The 17994-nt window shown below is 61.7% G+C and carries 18 protein-coding genes and 2 tRNA genes; 9 read left to right on the plus strand and 11 right to left on the minus strand.

Annotated features, from left to right (window positions below; genetic code table 11):
- Window positions 1–2: 2 nt before the first annotated feature.
- Both ASD52_RS16035 and ASD52_RS16040 read right to left on the minus strand, forming a co-directional pair.
- Complete coding sequence (locus tag ASD52_RS16035; protein ID WP_025426205.1) at window positions 3–1814, minus strand: caspase family protein; 1812 nt, start codon at window positions 1812–1814, stop codon at window positions 3–5.
- A 251-nt stretch (window positions 1815–2065) separates the two neighbouring features.
- The gene (locus ASD52_RS16040) at window positions 2066–3115 is read right to left on the minus strand and encodes an AraC family transcriptional regulator (RefSeq protein WP_025426206.1); all 1050 of its coding nucleotides are present in this window, start codon (window positions 3113–3115) and stop codon (window positions 2066–2068) included.
- 163 nt (window positions 3116–3278) lie between these two features.
- On the opposite strand from ASD52_RS16040, the gene ASD52_RS16045 reads away from it, so the two are divergent.
- Window positions 3279–3989: a hypothetical protein gene (locus ASD52_RS16045; RefSeq protein WP_025426207.1), complete on the plus strand. Its 711-nt coding sequence runs from the start codon at window positions 3279–3281 to the stop codon at window positions 3987–3989.
- A 137-nt stretch (window positions 3990–4126) separates the two neighbouring features.
- Window positions 4127–6793 carry a pyruvate, phosphate dikinase gene (ppdK, locus tag ASD52_RS16050; RefSeq protein ID WP_025426208.1) on the plus strand — a complete coding sequence of 889 codons (2667 nt, stop codon included), beginning with the start codon at window positions 4127–4129 and terminating at the stop codon, window positions 6791–6793.
- A 176-nt stretch (window positions 6794–6969) separates the two neighbouring features.
- On the opposite strand, the gene ASD52_RS16055 is transcribed toward ppdK, so the two are convergent.
- A complete protein-coding gene (locus ASD52_RS16055; RefSeq protein ID WP_025426209.1) occupies window positions 6970–7251 on the minus strand; it encodes a hypothetical protein in 282 nt (93 codons plus the stop codon).
- Between the two features lie 350 nt (window positions 7252–7601).
- On the minus strand, window positions 7602–7991 hold the full coding sequence (locus ASD52_RS16060) for a hypothetical protein (protein WP_025426210.1): 390 nt from the start codon (window positions 7989–7991) through the stop codon (window positions 7602–7604).
- 260 nt (window positions 7992–8251) lie between these two features.
- On the opposite strand from ASD52_RS16060, the gene ASD52_RS16065 reads away from it, so the two are divergent.
- Window positions 8252–9160 carry a DUF1499 domain-containing protein gene (locus ASD52_RS16065; protein ID WP_025426211.1) on the plus strand — a complete coding sequence of 303 codons (909 nt, stop codon included), beginning with the start codon at window positions 8252–8254 and terminating at the stop codon, window positions 9158–9160.
- 23 nt (window positions 9161–9183) lie between these two features.
- On the opposite strand, the gene ASD52_RS16070 is transcribed toward ASD52_RS16065, so the two are convergent.
- The 4 genes from ASD52_RS16070 to ASD52_RS16085 are packed head-to-tail and all read right to left on the minus strand — an operon-like array spanning window position 9184 to window position 11529.
- On the minus strand, window positions 9184–9816 hold the full coding sequence (locus ASD52_RS16070; protein WP_057211504.1) for a DUF4166 domain-containing protein: 633 nt from the start codon (window positions 9814–9816) through the stop codon (window positions 9184–9186).
- A 20-nt stretch (window positions 9817–9836) separates the two neighbouring features.
- Window positions 9837–10289: a thiol-disulfide oxidoreductase DCC family protein gene (locus ASD52_RS16075; protein ID WP_025426213.1), complete on the minus strand. Its 453-nt coding sequence runs from the start codon at window positions 10287–10289 to the stop codon at window positions 9837–9839.
- A gap of 2 nt (window positions 10290–10291) precedes the next feature.
- The gene (locus ASD52_RS16080) at window positions 10292–11215 is read right to left on the minus strand and encodes an MBL fold metallo-hydrolase (protein WP_025426214.1); all 924 of its coding nucleotides are present in this window, start codon (window positions 11213–11215) and stop codon (window positions 10292–10294) included.
- A gap of 17 nt (window positions 11216–11232) precedes the next feature.
- On the minus strand, window positions 11233–11529 hold the full coding sequence (locus ASD52_RS16085; protein ID WP_025426215.1) for a cupin domain-containing protein: 297 nt from the start codon (window positions 11527–11529) through the stop codon (window positions 11233–11235).
- Between the two features lie 214 nt (window positions 11530–11743).
- On the opposite strand from ASD52_RS16085, the gene ASD52_RS16090 reads away from it, so the two are divergent.
- Window positions 11744–11818 (plus strand) — tRNA-Gln (locus ASD52_RS16090).
- Between the two features lie 234 nt (window positions 11819–12052).
- Window positions 12053–13264 (plus strand): GGDEF domain-containing protein, encoded by a 1212-nt coding sequence (locus tag ASD52_RS16095; RefSeq protein ID WP_025426216.1) that lies wholly within the window; start codon window positions 12053–12055, stop codon window positions 13262–13264.
- A gap of 107 nt (window positions 13265–13371) precedes the next feature.
- On the opposite strand, the gene ASD52_RS16100 is transcribed toward ASD52_RS16095, so the two are convergent.
- Together ASD52_RS16100 and ASD52_RS16105 are read right to left on the minus strand one after the other, a co-directional pair.
- Window positions 13372–13806, minus strand: a complete 435-nt coding sequence (locus ASD52_RS16100; protein WP_025426217.1) for a hypothetical protein — start codon at window positions 13804–13806, stop codon at window positions 13372–13374.
- 390 nt (window positions 13807–14196) lie between these two features.
- Window positions 14197–14673 (minus strand): hypothetical protein, encoded by a 477-nt coding sequence (locus ASD52_RS16105; protein ID WP_025426218.1) that lies wholly within the window; start codon window positions 14671–14673, stop codon window positions 14197–14199.
- A 272-nt stretch (window positions 14674–14945) separates the two neighbouring features.
- Here ASD52_RS16105 and ASD52_RS16110 point away from each other — a divergent pair.
- Window positions 14946–15022 (plus strand) — tRNA-Pro (locus tag ASD52_RS16110).
- 339 nt (window positions 15023–15361) lie between these two features.
- Entirely contained in the window at window positions 15362–15781 is a 420-nt protein-coding gene (locus tag ASD52_RS16115; protein ID WP_057211502.1) for a hypothetical protein, read from the plus strand.
- Between the two features lie 158 nt (window positions 15782–15939).
- Here the strand turns inward: ASD52_RS16115 and ASD52_RS16120 are convergent, their stop codons facing one another.
- Window positions 15940–16119, minus strand: coding sequence for a hypothetical protein (locus ASD52_RS16120; RefSeq protein WP_025426220.1), 180 nt, complete (start codon window positions 16117–16119; stop codon window positions 15940–15942).
- Window positions 16120–16328: 209 nt separating this feature from the next.
- On the opposite strand from ASD52_RS16120, the gene ASD52_RS16125 reads away from it, so the two are divergent.
- Window positions 16329–17288, plus strand: a complete 960-nt coding sequence (locus ASD52_RS16125) for a bile acid:sodium symporter family protein (protein WP_025426221.1) — start codon at window positions 16329–16331, stop codon at window positions 17286–17288.
- Between the two features lie 558 nt (window positions 17289–17846).
- Entirely contained in the window at window positions 17847–17990 is a 144-nt protein-coding gene (locus ASD52_RS39340; RefSeq protein ID WP_200954044.1) for a hypothetical protein, read from the plus strand.
- Window positions 17991–17994 lie beyond the last annotated feature (4 nt).

The raw sequence follows: 17994 nt of genomic DNA on the forward strand, positions 1-17994 counted from the left end.
CTCTACTCGAACTCAAGCAGGAAGCTCCCGGTCGCGTCTTGCGGACCCATGTCGTCCCAAGTCGTTACCCGCAGCGATTTAAGATCGGCTCTGCCTTCGCGGTGAGCATAATACATGCCAACATCGTCGCCCTTCTTGTGCTCGTTCGGCATGTTGGCAAACCATTTCGAGTACGTCAGCGGCTCGCCGTCGTCCCAGCCCCATCCGCCGCGCGGCTCTCTGCCCTGGGACGCTTGAACGAGACCGATCCACGGACCCATCTTGTAGCTGACGCCGCCATTCGGATCGTATCCGGTGTTGAAGAAGTTCTCGTCGCTGTTGAAGAGTGAGGCGACGAACTCGTTCTCTGCGTCCGAAGTGATTGTAGCGAGATGTGCGCCGCAACTCTTGGCCCAATATTGTGCGACTGAGGCAGGGACATAGAGGTATCGCACGACGACGTAGAGATGCCCCTGGAAGGCACCATAGACAGTGTCGTAGCGAGGTAGGCATTCAACTGCCCTCAGAACCCGCCCGTCGGTCTCCAGCCCTCTCAAATCATCGATCTTGTATTCGCGGGCCTTGGTGGCGCTGTAGACGCCGTCGATATCCTGCGAAACGGCGATGCCAAGTGCCTTGGCGGTGCGTTCGCTGATAAAGCCGTTGCTCGGCTGCTGGTTCCGGCTTTGGTACTGCCGGATGGCAGTGCGGGTCTGCTCGCCGAAGACGCCGTCGGCCGTGCCGATCTCAAGCCCCGTCGCCGCGAGCGCCAGCTGCACGCTCCTCCGCGCTTCCTTGCTCGGAAGCAACCGGCTCTCGATCGTCTGCGGCGTTGAATTTTGACCCCGCGCTGTCGCCGGGTCGATCTGCGCCAATGCCTGCCTACCAAGTTCGGCATATTCGCCTGTGCGATGCTTGGCGACGAAGAAGCGCCAGATGCGCGGCGTACCGACACGAAGCGCCTTTTTGAAATCGGCTTCGGCTTCAAGCTCTGCCGGATCGACGGCAGTCGAGGGGGCCGTCTGCGTCGATGCCGCCGTCGGTGTTTCCGGCCCGAAGTAGAATTCCAGCGACAGGGACGAAAGGATCTGCGGTGATTGTTTGCCGCCCGTGTCCTTGCGCACATCGCGAACCACGCGCTTGAAGGCGGTGCCAACCTCAAGCCCGGGGCCGGAGAGGTTGGCGATCAGGGCGCGGGTAAAGGGTGAATGCCCGTCGGTGCCGTCGGCAGCGACCTGTCCCGGGGCGGCCGCAAAGGCGACCAGTGTACCGGCACCTTGCGTTTCGATCGGTGCAAGTCCGCGGGTGGCGCCGCCACGCGTGGCGCCATCGACGTCGACATTCAGTTTGTTGGCGAGCGGATTGTTGCGACAGGCGTCGAGGAACACCAGGGATATCCGGGCGCGTTTTTCGAGTGCATTGATGATCTCGGACAGCGCCACGGTTTCCGCCGGCACGTCGAACTCGCTTTCGAGCCTGGCATCCGTGCCGATCAGAAAATTCTCGCCATGGAGCTGCATGCCGTGGCCGGCAAAATAGAACAGTGCAATATCCTGCGGCCCGATCTTGCGGGCGAAGCGCGAGAGCGCCTCGGCAAAGCTCTTGCGGTCTGCATTCAGCACGAGGTCCGCTTCAAAGCCTTTGCTCTGCAGGAAGCCGCTGAAGGCTTCGGCGTCGCGGGTCGCGTTCGGCAAGCTTCCGGCGATCGCGTAGTTACTCATGCCAACGATCAGAGCCAGCCGCTTGCCGCCATTGTCGCCGAACACTGGGCTCGCAGCAAACAACAAAAGCAGAAATGACAGCATCGAAAAGCGCAGTTTCGCACGACATTTCATGACCTGCCTCCAAGCCCACAGGACTGAAACGGATCGCCATGACGGGATATTCGCCGATGTGCCCCTCATCGCTTCGTAATATTAGATATTTATGATGGATGCTGCAATGTGCAGTCCTGGGCCGATTGCGTCAGCGCCACGCGGTAAACTACAGCGCCGCGCGTCTTGTTAGACGCGCAAAGGTCGCTGCAGCACCTTGGATTGCTGCATGTTTTGAATCGAATACGATTTAAGGAAACGTGCAGTAGGCTCTATGCCGCTTCGCGAAATTCGGGCACGCGCTGCTCTTCGCGCCACGAAGAAGGGCTCTGGCCGGTGACGCGCAGGAACTCGCGGTTGAAGTTCGATTTCGTCAGGAAGCCGGCCTCGAAGGCGATCTGCGTGATTGCCTCGTCGGTCGCCGAAAGCAGCCGGCAGGCTTCCTCCACCCGGTAGTTGTTGACATATTGCGAGACGCTGATGCCGTGGATCCGGTTGATGGCATTGGAAATCCGCCGGGCCGGCACGCCGAGCTTGCGGGCGATCCGCGAGAGGTTGAGCTCGAGATCCTTGTAGAGCGCTTTCCTGCGCATCAGGTCGTCGATGCTTCGCACGATCTCGGCATCTTCTTCAGTCGCAGTGCGCTCTTGCGGCAAAGGCGCTGCGTCCCCCCGTCCGCTGTCTGTCGATGTGTCGAAGCTGGCGATCGAGGCGGCGGTGCCGAGAATGAGCAGGGCGAGTACGTTGCCTGCCGCAACGATCGCGCCGGAATAGGCACCTCCATTGCGCAGCTGGTCGAAGCCGATGGCGACGTCGCTAAGCGCTGAGGCGATCAGCGCCCACCCGGTGAACTTGAGCGATCGGTATGAGCGAAGCACGCCGTCGAGCCGCGAGGCGACCAGTGCGTTCGGGCCCCGCCGCGCAAGCCAGAGCAAGGCAAACCCGTAGCCGAGAAAGAACAGGGTGATCGCCGTGCCGACCGCATCGCGCCAGGCAAACATCATGACCCCGACGATGAGCGGGGGCAGGAGGTGCCAGGCGATTTGCCCCAGGCGTGGCGGACCATCGCTCGCAAGGCTGCTGAAGCAAACCCATGCCAGCGCCGCGTTGAACGTCGCAAGCATCGCCTGTGCCAAGAGGATGGTACGGATTTCGTAGCCCCATCGGATGCCGATCAGCACGGATTGCAGTGCATAAGCGCACACGAGCAGCAGGAACAGGCGTTGCTCGAAGGTCATGGCCTCGCCGCGCTGCCAAAACATCCGGACAATCACGATCATCAGCAGCAGGGAAACGACGAAGGGGAGCGGTACAAACAGCATGAGCGGAAGAATTCTTCGGGAGGGAGGTGGGCGGATGGCAGGATGATGCCCTTGATTGCGTTCAGGGTCGACCCGAAACGCGATCAAGGTCGCGACTGCGTTCGATTTCAGGCGAGCTATTCCGGTCCGGCGATGGTGCCAGACCGCACGAATGGAGCGTCAAATGTTGATCGGACCGCCAGCAATGGTTCTCGCCCCCATCCTTCTCCTCGCCCTGGCGAGCAATGCCGAGACATCGGCGAGGGACATCGATATCACCGGCGTCACGGCGATCGTCGCCACCGGCGACGCAAGCGCAATCGAACTCACCAGCGATGAGACTTTGCCCTTCAGCGCCTCGGTCGAGAGCAGGCGGTCCGGCTGGTTTGCCCCCTTCTATTCCAGCTGGTTCTACAGCGATTGCGTATCGGAGACCCGTATGCGCGTCGAAGGTTCGACCCTTTACATCGTTGTGGCAGCGCCCTCCTGGCCGGAATTGGAGGAGTGCAGGACCGCATTTCGCGCCAACCTGAAAAAGGGAGCGTCAATCTCTGTGGAGCAACCGGCGTTCCAAGCCGCGCTTGAGGGGGAGTTTTCGAGTGTGGCGCTCAAGGGCAAGGCAGCTGATGTTTCGATCGAGGGGCACGTCGGACAGGTGAGGCTCGATGTCGACGCCCTGCGGGCGCGGCTGATCTATGAGAAGACCTCGCAGTCCGAGACCGTGGAGATCTCCGGCAAGGCACTCGACATTCACCTCGGATTCGATGCGGCAAGTTTCATTGATTATCGGGTGATGGCGACGGCCTCCTGGGTCGACAGTTCGCGAACGGCGATCCCCGGCGCCAGGCCTCTGATTTGCATCAAGGGGGAGATGGTGCGCGCGACGATCCGCTGAGCCTCGAAGTCCGCCGCAGTGCGTTCGACAGTCGGAAAAATGATGCAATGCAGCATAAATCTTCGGCGGGTGCATTTCCAGGCTGAAGCATATACTGTAAATCGTCATAAAAGACTGTTTTTGGGTGGAGAGCAGGCATGATGAAATGGGTTTACACCTTCGGTGGGGGCAAGGCCGAAGGGCGTGCGGGTGATCGTGACAGGCTGGGCGGCAAGGGTGCAAACCTTGCGGAAATGTGCAGTCTGGGCCTGCCGGTGCCGCCGGGGCTGACCATCATCACCGATGCCTGCAACAGCTATTTCGACAATAGCCGCGAAATACCCGAGGGCCTGCACGACCAGGTCCGCGAAGGCATTCGCCGGATGGAGGAAGTCACCGGCCGGGTTTTTGGCGACACCAACCGTCCGCTGCTGCTTTCCGTGCGTTCCGGCGCCCGCGCCTCGATGCCGGGGATGATGGACACTGTCCTCAATCTCGGCCTCAACGATCAGTCCGTGCATGCGCTCGGTCACGACGCCGGCGATGCGCGGTTTGCCTGGGACAGCTACCGCCGCTTCATACAGATGTATGGCGACGTCGTCATGGGCGTCGACCACGATATCTTCGAGGAGATCCTTGAAGACGAGAAGGCCCGCCTCGGCCACGAGCAGGATACCGAACTTTCCGCGGTCGAATGGCAACATGTCATCACACGCTACAAGGACGCGATCGAGGAAACGCTCGGCGAGCCGTTTCCGCAGGATCCGGAAATCCAGCTCTGGGGCGCCATCGGCGCCGTGTTCTCCAGCTGGATGAACCCGCGCGCCATCACCTACCGCCATCTGCACAGCATCCCGGCGGCCTGGGGCACCGCGGTCAACGTCCAGGCGATGGTTTTCGGCAATCTCGGCAATTCGTCGGCGACCGGCGTTGCGTTTACCCGCAACCCCTCGACCGGAGAGAACGAGCTTTACGGCGAGTTCCTCGTCAATGCCCAGGGCGAAGACGTGGTTGCCGGCATCCGCACGCCGCAAAACATCACCGAGGCGGCCCGCATTGCGTCCGGCTCCGACAAGCCATCGCTTGAAAAGCTGATGCCGGAGGCCTTTGCCGAGTTCCGCACGATCTGCGACAAGCTCGAGCGGCATTATCGCGACATGCAGGACCTCGAATTCACCATCGAGCGCGGCACGCTCTGGATGCTGCAGACGCGCTCCGGCAAGCGGACGGCCAAGGCCGCCCTGAAGATCGCCGTCGACATGGCGGACGAGGGGCTGATCTCGAAGAACGAAGCGGTCGCCCGCATCGATCCGGCTTCGCTCGATCAGTTGCTGCATCCGACGATCGATCCGCACGCGCGCCGCGATATCATCGGCTCCGGCCTTCCGGCTTCGCCGGGGGCTGCAACCGGCGAAATGGTCTTCACCTCGGAAGAGGCCGTCCAGGCCGACAAGGAAGGCCGCAAGGTCATCCTCGTGCGCATCGAAACCAGTCCGGAAGACATTCACGGCATGCACGCCGCCGAAGGCATTCTGACCACGCGCGGCGGCATGACCAGTCACGCCGCGGTGGTTGCGCGCGGCATGGGCACCCCTTGCGTTTCCGGTGCGGGCGGCATCCGCGTCGATCTGCGCAACGAATTGCTGATCACGCCGAGCGTGACGCTGAAGAAGGGCGACATCATCACCATCGACGGCTCGTCCGGCCAAGTGCTGAAGGGCGCGATCGCCATGCTCCAGCCGGAGCTTTCGGGCGATTTTGGAAAGATCATGGCCTGGGCGGACGCCAGCCGCCGCATGACCGTGCGCACAAACGCCGAAACGCCGGCCGACGCGCGCGCCGCCCGCTCTTTTGGTGCCGAGGGCATCGGCCTTTGCCGTACCGAGCACATGTTCTTCGAGGATGGCCGCATCAATGTCATGCGCGAGATGATCCTGGCGGAAGACGAAGCCGGGCGGCGGCTGGCGCTCGCCAAGCTGCTGCCGATGCAGCGTTCGGACTTCGTCGAACTCTTTTCCATCATGCACGGGCTGCCGGTGACAATCCGTCTGCTCGACCCGCCGCTGCACGAATTTCTGCCGAAGACGGATGAGGAAATCGCTGATGTTGCCGGTGTTTTGTCACTGGATCCGTCAGCCCTGCGTCAGCGCGTCGACCAGCTGCACGAGTTCAACCCGATGCTCGGCCATCGTGGCTGCCGTCTGGCCATCTCCTATCCGGAGATCGCCGAGATGCAGGCTCGCGCCATCTTCGAGGCGGCGGTCGAAGCCGCGCGCGAAACCGGCGCTGCCGTCGTGCCTGAGATCATGGTGCCGCTCGTCGGCCTGCGCGCCGAACTCGACTACGTCAAGGAGCGCATCGATGCGGTGGCAAAGGCGGTGATCGGCGAAGCCGGCATCGACATCGACTATCTCGTCGGCACCATGATCGAGCTGCCGCGCGCGGCACTTCGCGCCCATGTGATTGCGGAAGCCGCCGACTTCTTCTCGTTTGGCACCAACGACTTGACCCAGACGACATTCGGCATTTCACGCGACGACGCCTCGCAGTTCCTGGCGACCTATCAGCAGAAGGGCATCATCGAGCAGGATCCCTTCGTCTCGCTCGATTTCGACGGTGTCGGCGAACTGATCCAGATCGCCACGGAGCGCGGACGCCGGACCAAGAACGGCCTCAAGCTCGGCATCTGCGGCGAACATGGCGGCGATCCGGCCTCGATCCGCTTTTGCGAAGAAGCGGGCCTCGACTATGTCTCCTGTTCGCCCTTCCGCGTGCCGATAGCCCGGCTCGCCGCCGCACAGGCGGCGATCAACGGCAAGGCGTGAGGCGGCATCGATACCGGCCATAACCTCAACGCCCCGGTCAAGGGTGCCCGGGGCGACTGCATGTTTCCTTAAATCCTATTCGATTTAAGGACAAAAACATGCAGTAATTCAAAGTGCTACAGCGACCTTTGCGCGTCTATCAAGACGCGCGGCGCTGTAGGCATCTCGTTTCAGAGCTACTTAGACTGCACGATAACCGGGCGTGCAATGACGACCGGCCGGTTCCAACCCCACATCATCACATCATTGTCATAGCGGTAGCTGCGCCGCTCGGCGCGGCGGTCGAGCTCGATGCGTTGCAGGCAGGTGGCGAATGCATCGGTGCCGCGCCGAAAGCCGTAGGAGGCGCAGGTGTTGCCGTCGGCGGCGCGCCGCTCTTCCGGCGTCATCGTCTGGCAGGCCGCAAGCAAGAGCCCGATGGCGGCAAGGGTCAGCAGTTTGGTCTTCATCGTATTCATGCCTCCTGAGCGGATGCAGATCGGCTCGGCGAAAGACCGGCTTTGCTTGTGCCCGAACCTCAGCTTTTGTCAGAAGGCTGTTGGGTACACCGGTCGCTCAGGTCTTTACCGCCGCCTGCAGGACAGAGCTCTGCCGCATGGCGGGCCGTCGTGTCCACCCTGATTTTTTCGGGTATGGCTGTAAAGATCGGTAGGGTGGATCGTGCAATCGAGGGCCGAGGCTTCGGCGCAGCTACAAGCCAAGGGCAGAAACGCACAACACGGATTTTGCATTCACGATTCGATCGCATGAAGACATGATGGGGCAGCCGTTGGGCGACCGTCAATCCGTTTTCGGCAAGTCCGGATGGTCACATGCGCTCAAGCACGCCGACAAAGGATTCGGCAAAGCTTTTCAGATCCTGGGTGTTCTCGCCGGGGTGCTCGAGCCGGATCGTCGAGCCCTCTTCTTCGAGGCAGACAAACAGGATTGGCGACGCGTCGCCCTCGGTCCCGCCGAGCCGAAGGACCGCGATGCTCAGGCAATCGTCGACCAGGCCGGAAGCGGGCAAGGCAAAGAGAAACTCGCCGCCGACGTTGTCGGCAACCGTGCGGATGAAGGCGGTGAAATCGTCCTTGCTTCCGGAGAAACCGTCGAGCGAAAGCTCCAGCTCCAGCAGCGCCATGGGAATGCGGGCGTCAGCCGGCGGAGGCGGTGCTGCGTGGGTGGCTGTTGCCACGGCTGCTTGCGATGCGACCATGATGTCTCTCCATCTTGCCGTGCCGGATGCGTTCCCAGCGTCGGCCCTTGCCCCCCGATTGACGATTCGCGACGACTTTTGCCGGCGTACGGGCATATTTCCAGTTTCTGATAGGTGGTTAACGAGAATGGCGATTTTGCGGCAAGTGGCTGCAGGCGCGCGGCCCAGGTCTCCAGCCGCATCCTATTGCCTGTTTTCACGGCCCCGGCCATGGTCTAAGAATGCTGGTCTGTTTCGATGCAGGGGATTGATTCCGTTATATGATGGTCCGGTACGAGCGCCCCTATTCCTATGCCGCCCACTGGGCGCGCCGCTTTGCCCGCATAGCCTTTGCGATCTTCGCGCTGTCCCTGCTGGCGCACCGGTTCGGCCCGTTGACGACGCCGCATTTCCTTGGATTGGTCGGGCTCTCCGGTGCTTTTGCACTGCTCGGCGTCCTGCTTGCCGTAGTCGGGCTCGCGCGGCTTTGGCAGGTGGCCGCGATCGGTGGCATCGCCTCCGCCTCGGCCCTTGTCTATGCGGCGCCCACGCTCGGTTTCATCGGTTTCGGCATCGCGCAGTACCTGACCCGGCCGGCGATCTATGATGTCAGCACCGACACAGTGACGCCGCCGCCTTGGCTGAAGGTGCCGCAGACGGAGGAAAGCTGGCTGAAGCGCAATCCGGCTGTGACGCCCGAGGACCGCGAAGCGCAGATTATCGCCTATCCCGGCCTGACCGGACGACGATACGACGGTGCGCTCGACCGCGTTTTCCAAGGTGTGCGCAATGTCGTCGAGAAAACGCGCGTCGGCGTCACGCAGGAACTCGGCGTCGAAAACGCCCGCGCCGATCTCGAGGATCTGGCGGTGCGGCCGAATGCCGGGGCGGACGCCGCCGCCGAGCCGGAGAACATACCCGTGCCGGAATCCCGACCGGAGCTGGCTTTGGAGGGCGCCCTTCCAGGGCGGCGTTCCAGTGACGTCGTGCTTCAGGGAGAATGGCGGACGCTGATTGCCGGCTTTCGTTTCGATGTGCTGATCCGCCTGCGCGAAGAAGCGGAAACGACGTTCGTCGACCTGCGCGTCGCGTCTCGCTACGGCCAGCACGACCTCGGCATCGGCGCCGCCTTCGCCGACCAGTTCCTGCGGGCGCTCGATGCGGAGCTGCTCGGCATCGCCGGCGATTGATCCGCAGAATACCGGCAGACGCTTCAGTCCTGCATGAGGGCGTCGTGGCCACCAGATCCATGAGGCAGCTTTTGGTCTCGCACGTTTGCGATCGGCGATGGTGCCTCGTCGTCCGCCTTGAGCCAGCCGCGATAGCGCACAATCAAGCCGGTCAATGGGCTTTCGACCTCGACGTGGAAGTGGAACAGGCCATCGCGATCTTCCTCGAACGTCCGGCCACCTGGCGCCAGCAACGCTGGAAGCGGGAGGCCGAGGAAGGACCAGCCGCGAACCCTGAGATGCAGGCGGTTTCCCACAGGCTCCAAGGCGCACAGGATCCGGAACGGCCCGAAACCCTCGGCAAGCAATCGTTCCTTCCGGTTCTCGGCTTTTTGCTGGGAGCTGCGCAAAACCTTCTCTCCAAACCGCCGCGTCCAGATCTCGCGACCATTGGCGCACTCGAAACGGATCTCGACCGGCACATTCTCGCCGGCCACGGGAAAGCCGAAGACAGAGGCGGTGAGGCGGCCCCATGACCCCTTGCCACGCTCGATGGTCGCACGCCCCCTGAAAATGGCTTGCCCATCCGACGTCTCATGCAGAGTGCGGATCGCCGTGGGCAAGCGATCCCATTCAGCGCCGAGAACTCGTCGGTAGAGGCTTTGCTGACGGACCATGCCACTTTCCGCTGCGTCCTTCACGCGATGAAACGCCCGCGCTCGTCGGCGGTCGGAACCATGCAGGTCTGGCGGCGCCCGGCGATGCGGTAGCGGTTCCTTGCAACGAGATCGTAGAGCGGATCGCGAAGGGCAGCAGGCAAAATGCGGCAGATATTCACCAGCGACCATGGCAGGCCCAATCCTGCAAGCGTGCGAATCGATCCGTCCGATTTGAAGCGCGCAATACCGTTCTCGATCAGGATGTTGCTTTCATAGTTCTCTGTATCGAGGCCATAGTGCCGGTAGAGCGCCTGGCCGAGCGGCGATTGCGCCGTCAGGTAACGATAGCGCGCTTGCCGGTCATGGCGCAGCATGAAGCGCACCCAGCCCGAGCAGAAGATGCATTCGCCGTCAAAGACGATCACCGGCCGATCGTCGGGAAAGCGCGGCACCGACGGGTCCTCGCGGTAGCTGTGCGCTTGCCGCCGCATCCTCAGCCAGCCCCTCCCGGCGCCAGGCGATAGTCGCCGAAAAGGGACGGCGGTCCATCGGTCTCAACACGTCCCTGTTCGACCAGGTCTTCAAGATGCGCCAGCACGGAGAGGGCTGCTGCGCCATGCAGTCGTGTGTCGGTGGAGGCATAGATCACCTTGACCATGTCGGGGATCTTGCCGTCGCCGGCGCGGACGCGCTCAAGCACGGCGCGCTCACGCATGCGCCGGTGGGCGCGCAGGCCCCTGAGGAATGAAGCCGGCTCGATGACAGGCCCGCCGTGGCCGGGCAGATAGAGCCGGTCGTCACGCATCAGCAGCTTTTCCAGCGAGGCCATGTAGTCTGCCATGGCGCCATCCGGCGGTGCGACGATCGTCGTCGCCCAGGCCATGACGTGGTCTGCGGAAAAGACCGTGCCGGTGCCGTCGAGCGCAAATGCCATGTGGTTGGCGGTGTGGCCGGGGGTGGCGAGCCCCGTCAGCGCCCAGCCGTCGCCTTCGATCCGTCCGCCATCGGCAAGGATGATGTCGGGCGAGAAGTCCATATCGGAACTCTCGGCGAAGGGGTTGATCTCGCCTTCATGCAAAGGTCTGGCGGCACGGTGAGGCCCTTCGCCGACGATTGCCGCGCCCGTCGCGGCCTTCAGTCGCCGCGCCAGCGGCGAGTGGTCGCGGTGGGTGTGGCTGACGGCGATGTGGGTCACCTCGCGGCCCCTAAGCGCCGACATCAACGCCTGAAAATGCGCTTCGTCCTCCGGGCCCGGATCGATCACCGCCACCGAGCGATTACCGACGATATAGCTGTTGGTGCCGTGAAAGGTGAAAGGGCCGGGATTGTTGACGGTGATGCGCTGCACGCCGTCGGCAACGGTCACGGCCTCGCCATGTGCCGGCTTGAAGTCGAGATCGAAGTCGGGGCCCTGCATGCGTCGTTTCCTGGCCTTCACTTGTATTCGATCTCGATGAAGGACATCGGTTCGCTGCCGGCATTGACGACGTTGTGCGCCATGCCGGCCTCGCGCCGGTAGGCCGCTCCCTTGGCGATATCCACCCGGCGGCTGCCGCCTTCCTCCTCCAGCAGGAACCGGCAATCGGTCATCGGCACGACGACATAACCGAGACCGTGGACATGATGGCCGGTATCGGCACCGGGTTCGAAGTCCCACCTAGTAATGCGCACGACCGCGTCATCGACAAGAATGCTGGGCACGGCGGGCGGACGGGCGCGAAACTGGCTCATTGGGGTCTCCATTCGCGCCGGAGAATAGGAGGTGACGGTCGGGAAGGGAAGGGCGGTGCGGCATCGGGCACTGGCGTTTCGCCGAGGGCGAAGTGTATGCTGGCGAACAAAGCCCAACAAAACCGCTCGAACCACAAACTTAATCATTGTGACGCGGCACGAGCTTTGCTAATCAGGCGCTCGATTTGGCGAAACTATTTCTCGCCAATTTCGTTGGGGCGTAGCCAAGCGGTAAGGCAGCGGTTTTTGGTACCGCCATCCCCTGGTTCGAATCCAGGCGCCCCAGCCACATTTTTCTTTCAAGCGTTCTGTCCTCTCAACGTCCCGGATGCCAAGTTCGGCGTCGCGCTTGACGATGGCTGTCGCGTTGCCGTGTATGCCCGGTCCTCGAGTCTCCTTAAAATTCTAGGGGCGTCTTTCATCTTTCCTCCATCTGTCTGCCGCATTCATGCACGCAACGTCTGGATGCACGTCTTCACGTCGCGTGAGAGGCGTTGGTTGCCAGGGAGGAAACAGCCGGAAAATGAATGGACCTCTGGCGGCATCGGCGATCGCTTCGGCATGGCCGGGACTGTTCGTGCTATTCGGCCTTGCCTTTGGATGGGCGTGGTCGATTGAGAAGAAGCGGCACTATCTGCTGCTTCTGACTGCCGCCTGCCTATTGTTTGCGACAGCGGCGTTTATGCAGATCATGCTGCTGCCCCTCGATATCGGCGCCAATACCATCCCGACTGGCCTGCTCTATACGCTTGCGGTGCTTGCTGCCGCGGAGGCCATCCTGCGTCGTTCAGGTCGCGGCATGGGCTGGAAGGCGGCACTCGGGGCAATCGGTGTGATAACCGCTCTGCTTTGGTACTTCTACTATATCAGGCCGAACCTTCTGGTGCGGATCTACGTGCAGGCTTTTGGGTATGGGTTGATCCTTGCGGCCGCCGCCTGGCGCATTCGGGCTCTGCGACATGGTCGCCTTGTAGACCGCGTCCTGTTCTGGGTTGTGGCTGTCGTTGCGATCCACTTCTTCCCGCGCACCTGGCTGACATTTGGCACTGACGCGACCGCCAGCATCGAGGCTTTCGGCGCGTCGCTCTTCTGGAACATGATGCAGTTGCTGATCGCGGCGGCGGGTACAGCGCTTGCCTTCGCGCTGCTTGCGGCGGCGCTGACGGATGTCATGGACGATCTCAGGCGCGAGCGCGATGTCGACCCGCTGACGGGTGTCCTCAATCGTCGGGGGCTGGAGGAGCGAGTGGCAAGGCTGTTTCGCAATGCGGGTGCACCGCTCAGCCTGATCCTCTGCGATATCGATCATTTCAAGGCGATCAACGACGCCCATGGACATGCGGCCGGTGACAGAGTGCTGGCGACGTTTGCGGGCGTATTGCGCGACAGCGTGCGTGAAGCAGATCTTGTCGCGCGGATTGGCGGCGAGGAGTTCGCAATCCTCCTACCTGGGATGGACGTGGATGCGGCGATGGCGGTTGCCGAGTGTATTCGCGAGCGGCTGGCAATTCACCGTTTTCCTGTTCTTGGCGCGACAGAAAGCGTGACCGCGAGTTTCGGTCTGGCGCAACGCGATGGCAGTGAACGTTTCCAGGCGTTCAGCGCGCGCGCCGATGCAAGGCTTTATCGCGCCAAGCGCGAGGGGCGCGACCGGGTCGTGGCTGCGGATATGCCGCTGACCGCTGGGCCGGCAGAGGTTGCTCAGCCGGCAAATGCAGCCAGTCCGGCTGCCTGAAGCAATAACCGAGGGCGGCTGGCTTCGGCGGACTATTCCAAGGAAGCAGAAAACCCGCCAACTGACGCTGGCGGGTTTCAAATGTCTGCCCCTTGATGCGCCGGTTATCAGCTTGCCGGTGCAGCCGGCTTTTCCGCCTTGGCGCCGCCGAGGAATTCTTCGCACCAGCTCGGGCCGTCGGCGCGCTTGTGGTCACCGACCAGGCGGATCGAGCGGATGACATAGTCCGAAGAGACGGTCAGCTGCACCGAGCAGCTCAGATATTCCGTGCGGGCCGAGGAGATACGCTTGCCGCGCTTGCCGTCCTTGCCGGTTTCGTACTGGGCCGGGGTCTTGCGGGTCTTATAGCCGCCCTTCCAGTTGTAGACGGTGGAACTGCCGCTTTCGACGTCGGAGAGCGGAGGACCATACTGGGCGAAGAAGCCGCCGGCCGGCTGACCGAGCCAACGCGATTCAACTGCGTTTCTGGAAATCGCCGTCGTCGTGGTGCAGCCTGCGAGCACAAGCGCGAGGCCTGCCACCGTCATCATGCGGAAGTTCATGTTTTCGTCCCTTTGGCTCTCGTTCGGAAGTAGGCGTGGCGCGCGCGCCCCAATCCCCTGAGTTCGCGCGCTTTCCGCTGAGCCTCTAGCGCCAAAAGCCGGCAAAGAAAATCCGCTGTCTGCATTCTATCTAAGGAAAATGCGAAGCGTTGCAGAAAGTCCCTATCTGGCCCCGGAAACCTCACCGCAACGTGATCGGTTGCAGTCGTTTCTGGTCCCTTCGCCCGCCGCTGCGGGCATGGGAAACCGTTGCTCCATTTCGATGCGAATCGCTCCGCGGGAGGGCTTCTGGTGGGCGCGGTCTTCGCCGAGACGCGAAAGCGCTAGAGTTTCGTCGGTGCGCAGGCATTGTCCGCTCCGCTGTGTCGGTCAGGGGCGGCTCCTGTGGGTCTACTCCCCGATCAGCTTGCAGCCGATCTTGGTGGCGCTCCCGGCGATCGCCTTCAGCGGACCGTCATAGACATCGCAATCGAGCAGGTTGTCCGGGCCGCTGCGACGGGCGGAATGGACGTTGATGTTGACGAGAGGTTCGCCGTCCTTGACCCAATGCAGCCGCGTCTCGATGTCGCCCTTGCCGGGGATCGCCACCACGGCCGGTTCGCCATCGCGCTCGGTCCTGTCCTCGCCGAGATCGATCATGCCGATCTGATCAGCATGCTCTTCTGCGCCCGCCGCCGGCTCGCCGGAATAATAGGCCGCGATCACGACCCCTTCCTTCAGCGCCTGAAGTTTGCTCGCGGCGGCCTGCGAGAAGGAAAGATCCACTTCAAAGCCCCAGGGTCCGGCAATATCGGCACCAGCCGGGCCAGCCAAGAGACCGGCAAGGATCATTGCGGCAAGCGACACGGGACGGATGATGGGCGACACGGCAGCACTCCTTGGCAATGGCGGGCAAAAAAGCGGACACAGCAGACAATCGACACGGGCCATCCCCGTCAAGGGGCGGCCTCAAGCACGAGCAATCGCCTTCTGTCCTGGTCGATTGCTGGTGTGCCTGACGGGTGTGTCGGACAAGAGGCGGAACGCGGTTTCGGCCGGGGTTTTCCACTGTACCGGCTTTTTTGGCGAGACCGAGAAGGTTTTTCGAAATAGGCGCTTGTGCAATCCAAATGCCTGTTCTATAGAGGCGCCGCTGGTCACGGAGTGTAGCGCAGTCTGGTAGCGCACCACGTTCGGGACGTGGGGGTCGGAGGTTCGAATCCTCTCACTCCGACCAGCTAAATCAATCCCTTAATTCGTTTTCTGTTCGGCCCGTTTTTGAGTGCGGACCGATTGCGGGCGCCTTCAGGGTAACGCAAGTCGTGGGCTTGTGAAGTTCGTCTCCGCATACGGATTGGCCCGCCTTAATTTGGCGCTGGCCGCTTATCCATTCTCCTCCGTGTTCGACATCTCCTCGAAGTTCTATTGCGGCGCGTGATTCCCTCTGGTGCGCGTTTCGCAGGCGTGAACGCGCCGTTCGTCGAATAACGGTGCATTGGTGGATGTTCGACTTGTTGGTCGATAACTAAGGGTTGTAGTCTCGGCAACTACATTGTCGTTGTCGAGAGGATAGGGAATGTTGTTTAGGCGGATAATAGTCGCATCGGCGCTGGTTCTGGCGAGCCACGGACTGGCGCAGGCGCAGAGCTGCGAGAAAAACTTCAAGGTATCCGGTGTGCCGCTGGTGACGGCCATCAGCTACAAGACCTGGCAGGAATTTTCCAAGCTGAAACCCGACACGGCCTTGCAGCGGCTTGCCCAGGGCGTTGCCGCCGAAGGGTTCTCGGGCATCAAGGTCAACAAGTCGCTCGGCACTGTCGACGCATTCCAGGAAACGACCGGTTCAGGACGCATCCAGACGCTGCGGGTCGTTGCTCGCAAGCGCGGTGCCGGCACGCGCGTCGATGCCATCTTCGACATCCAGGCCGGACAGGTGACCTCCAAGGACATCGTGCGCGACGGTCTCTGCAACATCGTTCGCTCGGCGACGGAGTAGTCGCAGGCGGCTGCTGGCCGTTCGTTTGCGCGGTGCGGCCAAACACCAGTCGGGATGACGGCCGCACAGCCATGCGGGGCTCGCTGCCGTGGCGCGATCAAGTACAAGCTGGAAGCGAACTGTGCCGCTGGGTGGGGGGCACGACGGCCCCCGCGTCTTCAGCGTTGTTTTTCCAAAGCCTTCAGCACGGATTGGCCGATTGCCTGCGCTTGCAGCATCGAGGAGAAGTTGCCCTGAGCCGGATGGGTGACGCCGCGATACTTGACGACGAAGCACCATTTGCCGTTCATGCGCTTCTCGACGGTCACGGTCGTCTCCGGTTTTTTATCCGTGGTCATCTTCGTCTCCTTGAGATCCTGCGCGCCGCCGCGTGGGCAATGCCTGATATCCGCATGACGCGGTCCATGTCCATAGACGTCTGGTTTATGTCGGCTATCGTGACGTGATAGAAACAAAGTTGCGATATCTGACGGTTTTTTGTTCGAAGCGTGTTGAAGCCGCCGGTTGTGGCGCCTAGACAGCCCTCATCACGCCAAGGAGTAAAATTTTGAAGGCTGTCGCATCGTTTTCCGCGTTCGTCGGGCGCACATTCGCGCTCTGGGTCATTCTCTTCGCCGTTCTCGGCTTTGTCTTCCCGGATATTTTCAAGCAGATCACGCCCTATATCGTTACGCTGCTTGGCATTATCATGTTCGGCATGGGCCTCACCATTTCGCTCGACGATTTCAAGGAAGTCGCCAAGCGCCCGTTCGAGGTCGGCATCGGCGTCATCTCACAGTTTCTGATCATGCCCTTGCTGGCCGTGTTGCTGACGGCCATCATCCCGATGTCGCCGGAAGTGGCCGCCGGTGTCATTCTCGTCGGCTGCTGCCCGGGCGGCACCTCGAGCAACGTCATGACATACCTCTCGAAGGGCGATGTCGCGCTGTCGGTGGCCTGCACTAGCGTCACCACGCTTCTGGCCCCGGTCGTCACGCCGTTTCTCGTCTGGACCTTTGCCAGCCAGTATCTGCCGGTTGATGCGATGGCGATGTTCATGAGCATCGTCAAGGTCGTGCTGGTGCCGCTGGCGTTGGGCTTTCTTTTGCAGAAGCTGCTGCCGGGCCTGGTCAAGGCCGCGGTGCCGGCATTGCCGCTGGTCAGCGTTGCGGGCATCGTGTTGATCGTTGCCGCCGTCGTCGGCGCCAGCAAGGGCGCTATCGCCAGCTCCGGCCTGCTGATCTTCGCGGTCGTCGTTCTGCACAATGGCCTCGGCTATCTGCTCGGCTTCTTCGCCGCCAAGGCCGCCGGCCTGTCACTTGCCAAGCGCAAGGCGATCGCCATCGAGGTCGGCATGCAGAACAGCGGTCTCGGCGCGGCTCTGGCCAATGCCTATTTCTCGCCCGTGGCTGCCGTGCCGAGCGCGATCTTCAGCGTCTGGCACAACATTTCCGGCGCGCTGCTTGCCAACTACTTCGCAAGCCGCACGGAAGACGAAAACGTCGAGCCCGTGGTCATCACACGCTGATCGGGAACTACAGCGCCGCGCGTCTTATTAGACGCGCAAAGGTCGCTGTAGCACTTTGAATGGCTGCATGTTTTTATCGTTAAATCGAATAGGATTTAAGGAAACATGCAGCAGCTTCGAATGACAGGAGAGGGCTCGCAAGGGCCCTTTCTTGTTGCACGGCCAAAGCCTGCAAGGTGCATAGCCAGGCGGACTGTCCCACGGCGTTTGGAAACGGTGAAACAGCCCTATCGATCATCATGATCGACGCGCCAAATTACAAATGCCCCGGTGAATTTGAACCCAAGTAATTCGCGACCGCCAATCAAGGTGAAGCAATGTCGACAAGTGTCCCATTTTGGGACGATCGCATCTTGGGCGTCACGCGTGCGGCCATTTTCCGATCGTTCTAGCGGTGGCAGAAGCTGCGGGTGAGGGGCAGTCTCCAACGCCGCACCCGCCTACGTCGGGTCACGTTATTGTTCAATTGGAAACGGCCTGTTCATCGAATGGCGTCTTATCAGGGTGAACAATAAGCGCGATATTATCTTCAACAATCGTTCTCCCAGTGAGGCTCAGATGTTGAAGGAACCGATATTCACATTCCGCGAGATCGCCATATGGTCTGCCATCCTCGGCAGCGTCGTCGGATACCAGCTTTGGCAGCACACAAATCCCGCGCCGCTGACGATGGTGCTTCCGAGCATCGAGCAGCGGTCGTAATTTA

The organism is Ensifer sp. Root142, assembly GCF_001426785.1.
In the GTDB taxonomy this organism is placed as follows: Bacteria; Pseudomonadota; Alphaproteobacteria; order Rhizobiales; family Rhizobiaceae; genus Ensifer; species Ensifer canadensis.

What these genes read in the sequence shown, in the direction of transcription:
- ASD52_RS16035 (WP_025426205.1), bottom strand. Translation starts at nt 1,814, where the DNA reads ATGAAATGTCGTGCGAAACTGCGCTTTTCGATGCTGTCATTTCTGCTT.
- ASD52_RS16040 (WP_025426206.1), bottom strand. Translation starts at nt 3,115, where the DNA reads ATGCTGTTTGTACCGCTCCCCTTCGTCGTTTCCCTGCTGCTGATGATC.
- ASD52_RS16045 (WP_025426207.1), top strand. Translation starts at nt 3,279, where the DNA reads ATGTTGATCGGACCGCCAGCAATGGTTCTCGCCCCCATCCTTCTCCTC.
- ppdK (WP_025426208.1), top strand. Translation starts at nt 4,127, where the DNA reads ATGATGAAATGGGTTTACACCTTCGGTGGGGGCAAGGCCGAAGGGCGT.
- ASD52_RS16055 (WP_025426209.1), bottom strand. Translation starts at nt 7,251, where the DNA reads ATGAATACGATGAAGACCAAACTGCTGACCCTTGCCGCCATCGGGCTC.
- ASD52_RS16060 (WP_025426210.1), bottom strand. Translation starts at nt 7,991, where the DNA reads ATGGTCGCATCGCAAGCAGCCGTGGCAACAGCCACCCACGCAGCACCG.
- ASD52_RS16065 (WP_025426211.1), top strand. Translation starts at nt 8,252, where the DNA reads ATGATGGTCCGGTACGAGCGCCCCTATTCCTATGCCGCCCACTGGGCG.
- ASD52_RS16070 (WP_057211504.1), bottom strand. Translation starts at nt 9,816, where the DNA reads ATGGTCCGTCAGCAAAGCCTCTACCGACGAGTTCTCGGCGCTGAATGG.
- ASD52_RS16075 (WP_025426213.1), bottom strand. Translation starts at nt 10,289, where the DNA reads ATGCGGCGGCAAGCGCACAGCTACCGCGAGGACCCGTCGGTGCCGCGC.
- ASD52_RS16080 (WP_025426214.1), bottom strand. Translation starts at nt 11,215, where the DNA reads ATGCAGGGCCCCGACTTCGATCTCGACTTCAAGCCGGCACATGGCGAG.
- ASD52_RS16085 (WP_025426215.1), bottom strand. Translation starts at nt 11,529, where the DNA reads ATGAGCCAGTTTCGCGCCCGTCCGCCCGCCGTGCCCAGCATTCTTGTC.
- ASD52_RS16095 (WP_025426216.1), top strand. Translation starts at nt 12,053, where the DNA reads ATGAATGGACCTCTGGCGGCATCGGCGATCGCTTCGGCATGGCCGGGA.
- ASD52_RS16100 (WP_025426217.1), bottom strand. Translation starts at nt 13,806, where the DNA reads ATGAACTTCCGCATGATGACGGTGGCAGGCCTCGCGCTTGTGCTCGCA.
- ASD52_RS16115 (WP_057211502.1), top strand. Translation starts at nt 15,362, where the DNA reads ATGTTGTTTAGGCGGATAATAGTCGCATCGGCGCTGGTTCTGGCGAGC.
- ASD52_RS16120 (WP_025426220.1), bottom strand. Translation starts at nt 16,119, where the DNA reads ATGACCACGGATAAAAAACCGGAGACGACCGTGACCGTCGAGAAGCGC.
- ASD52_RS39340 (WP_200954044.1), top strand. Translation starts at nt 17,847, where the DNA reads ATGTTGAAGGAACCGATATTCACATTCCGCGAGATCGCCATATGGTCT.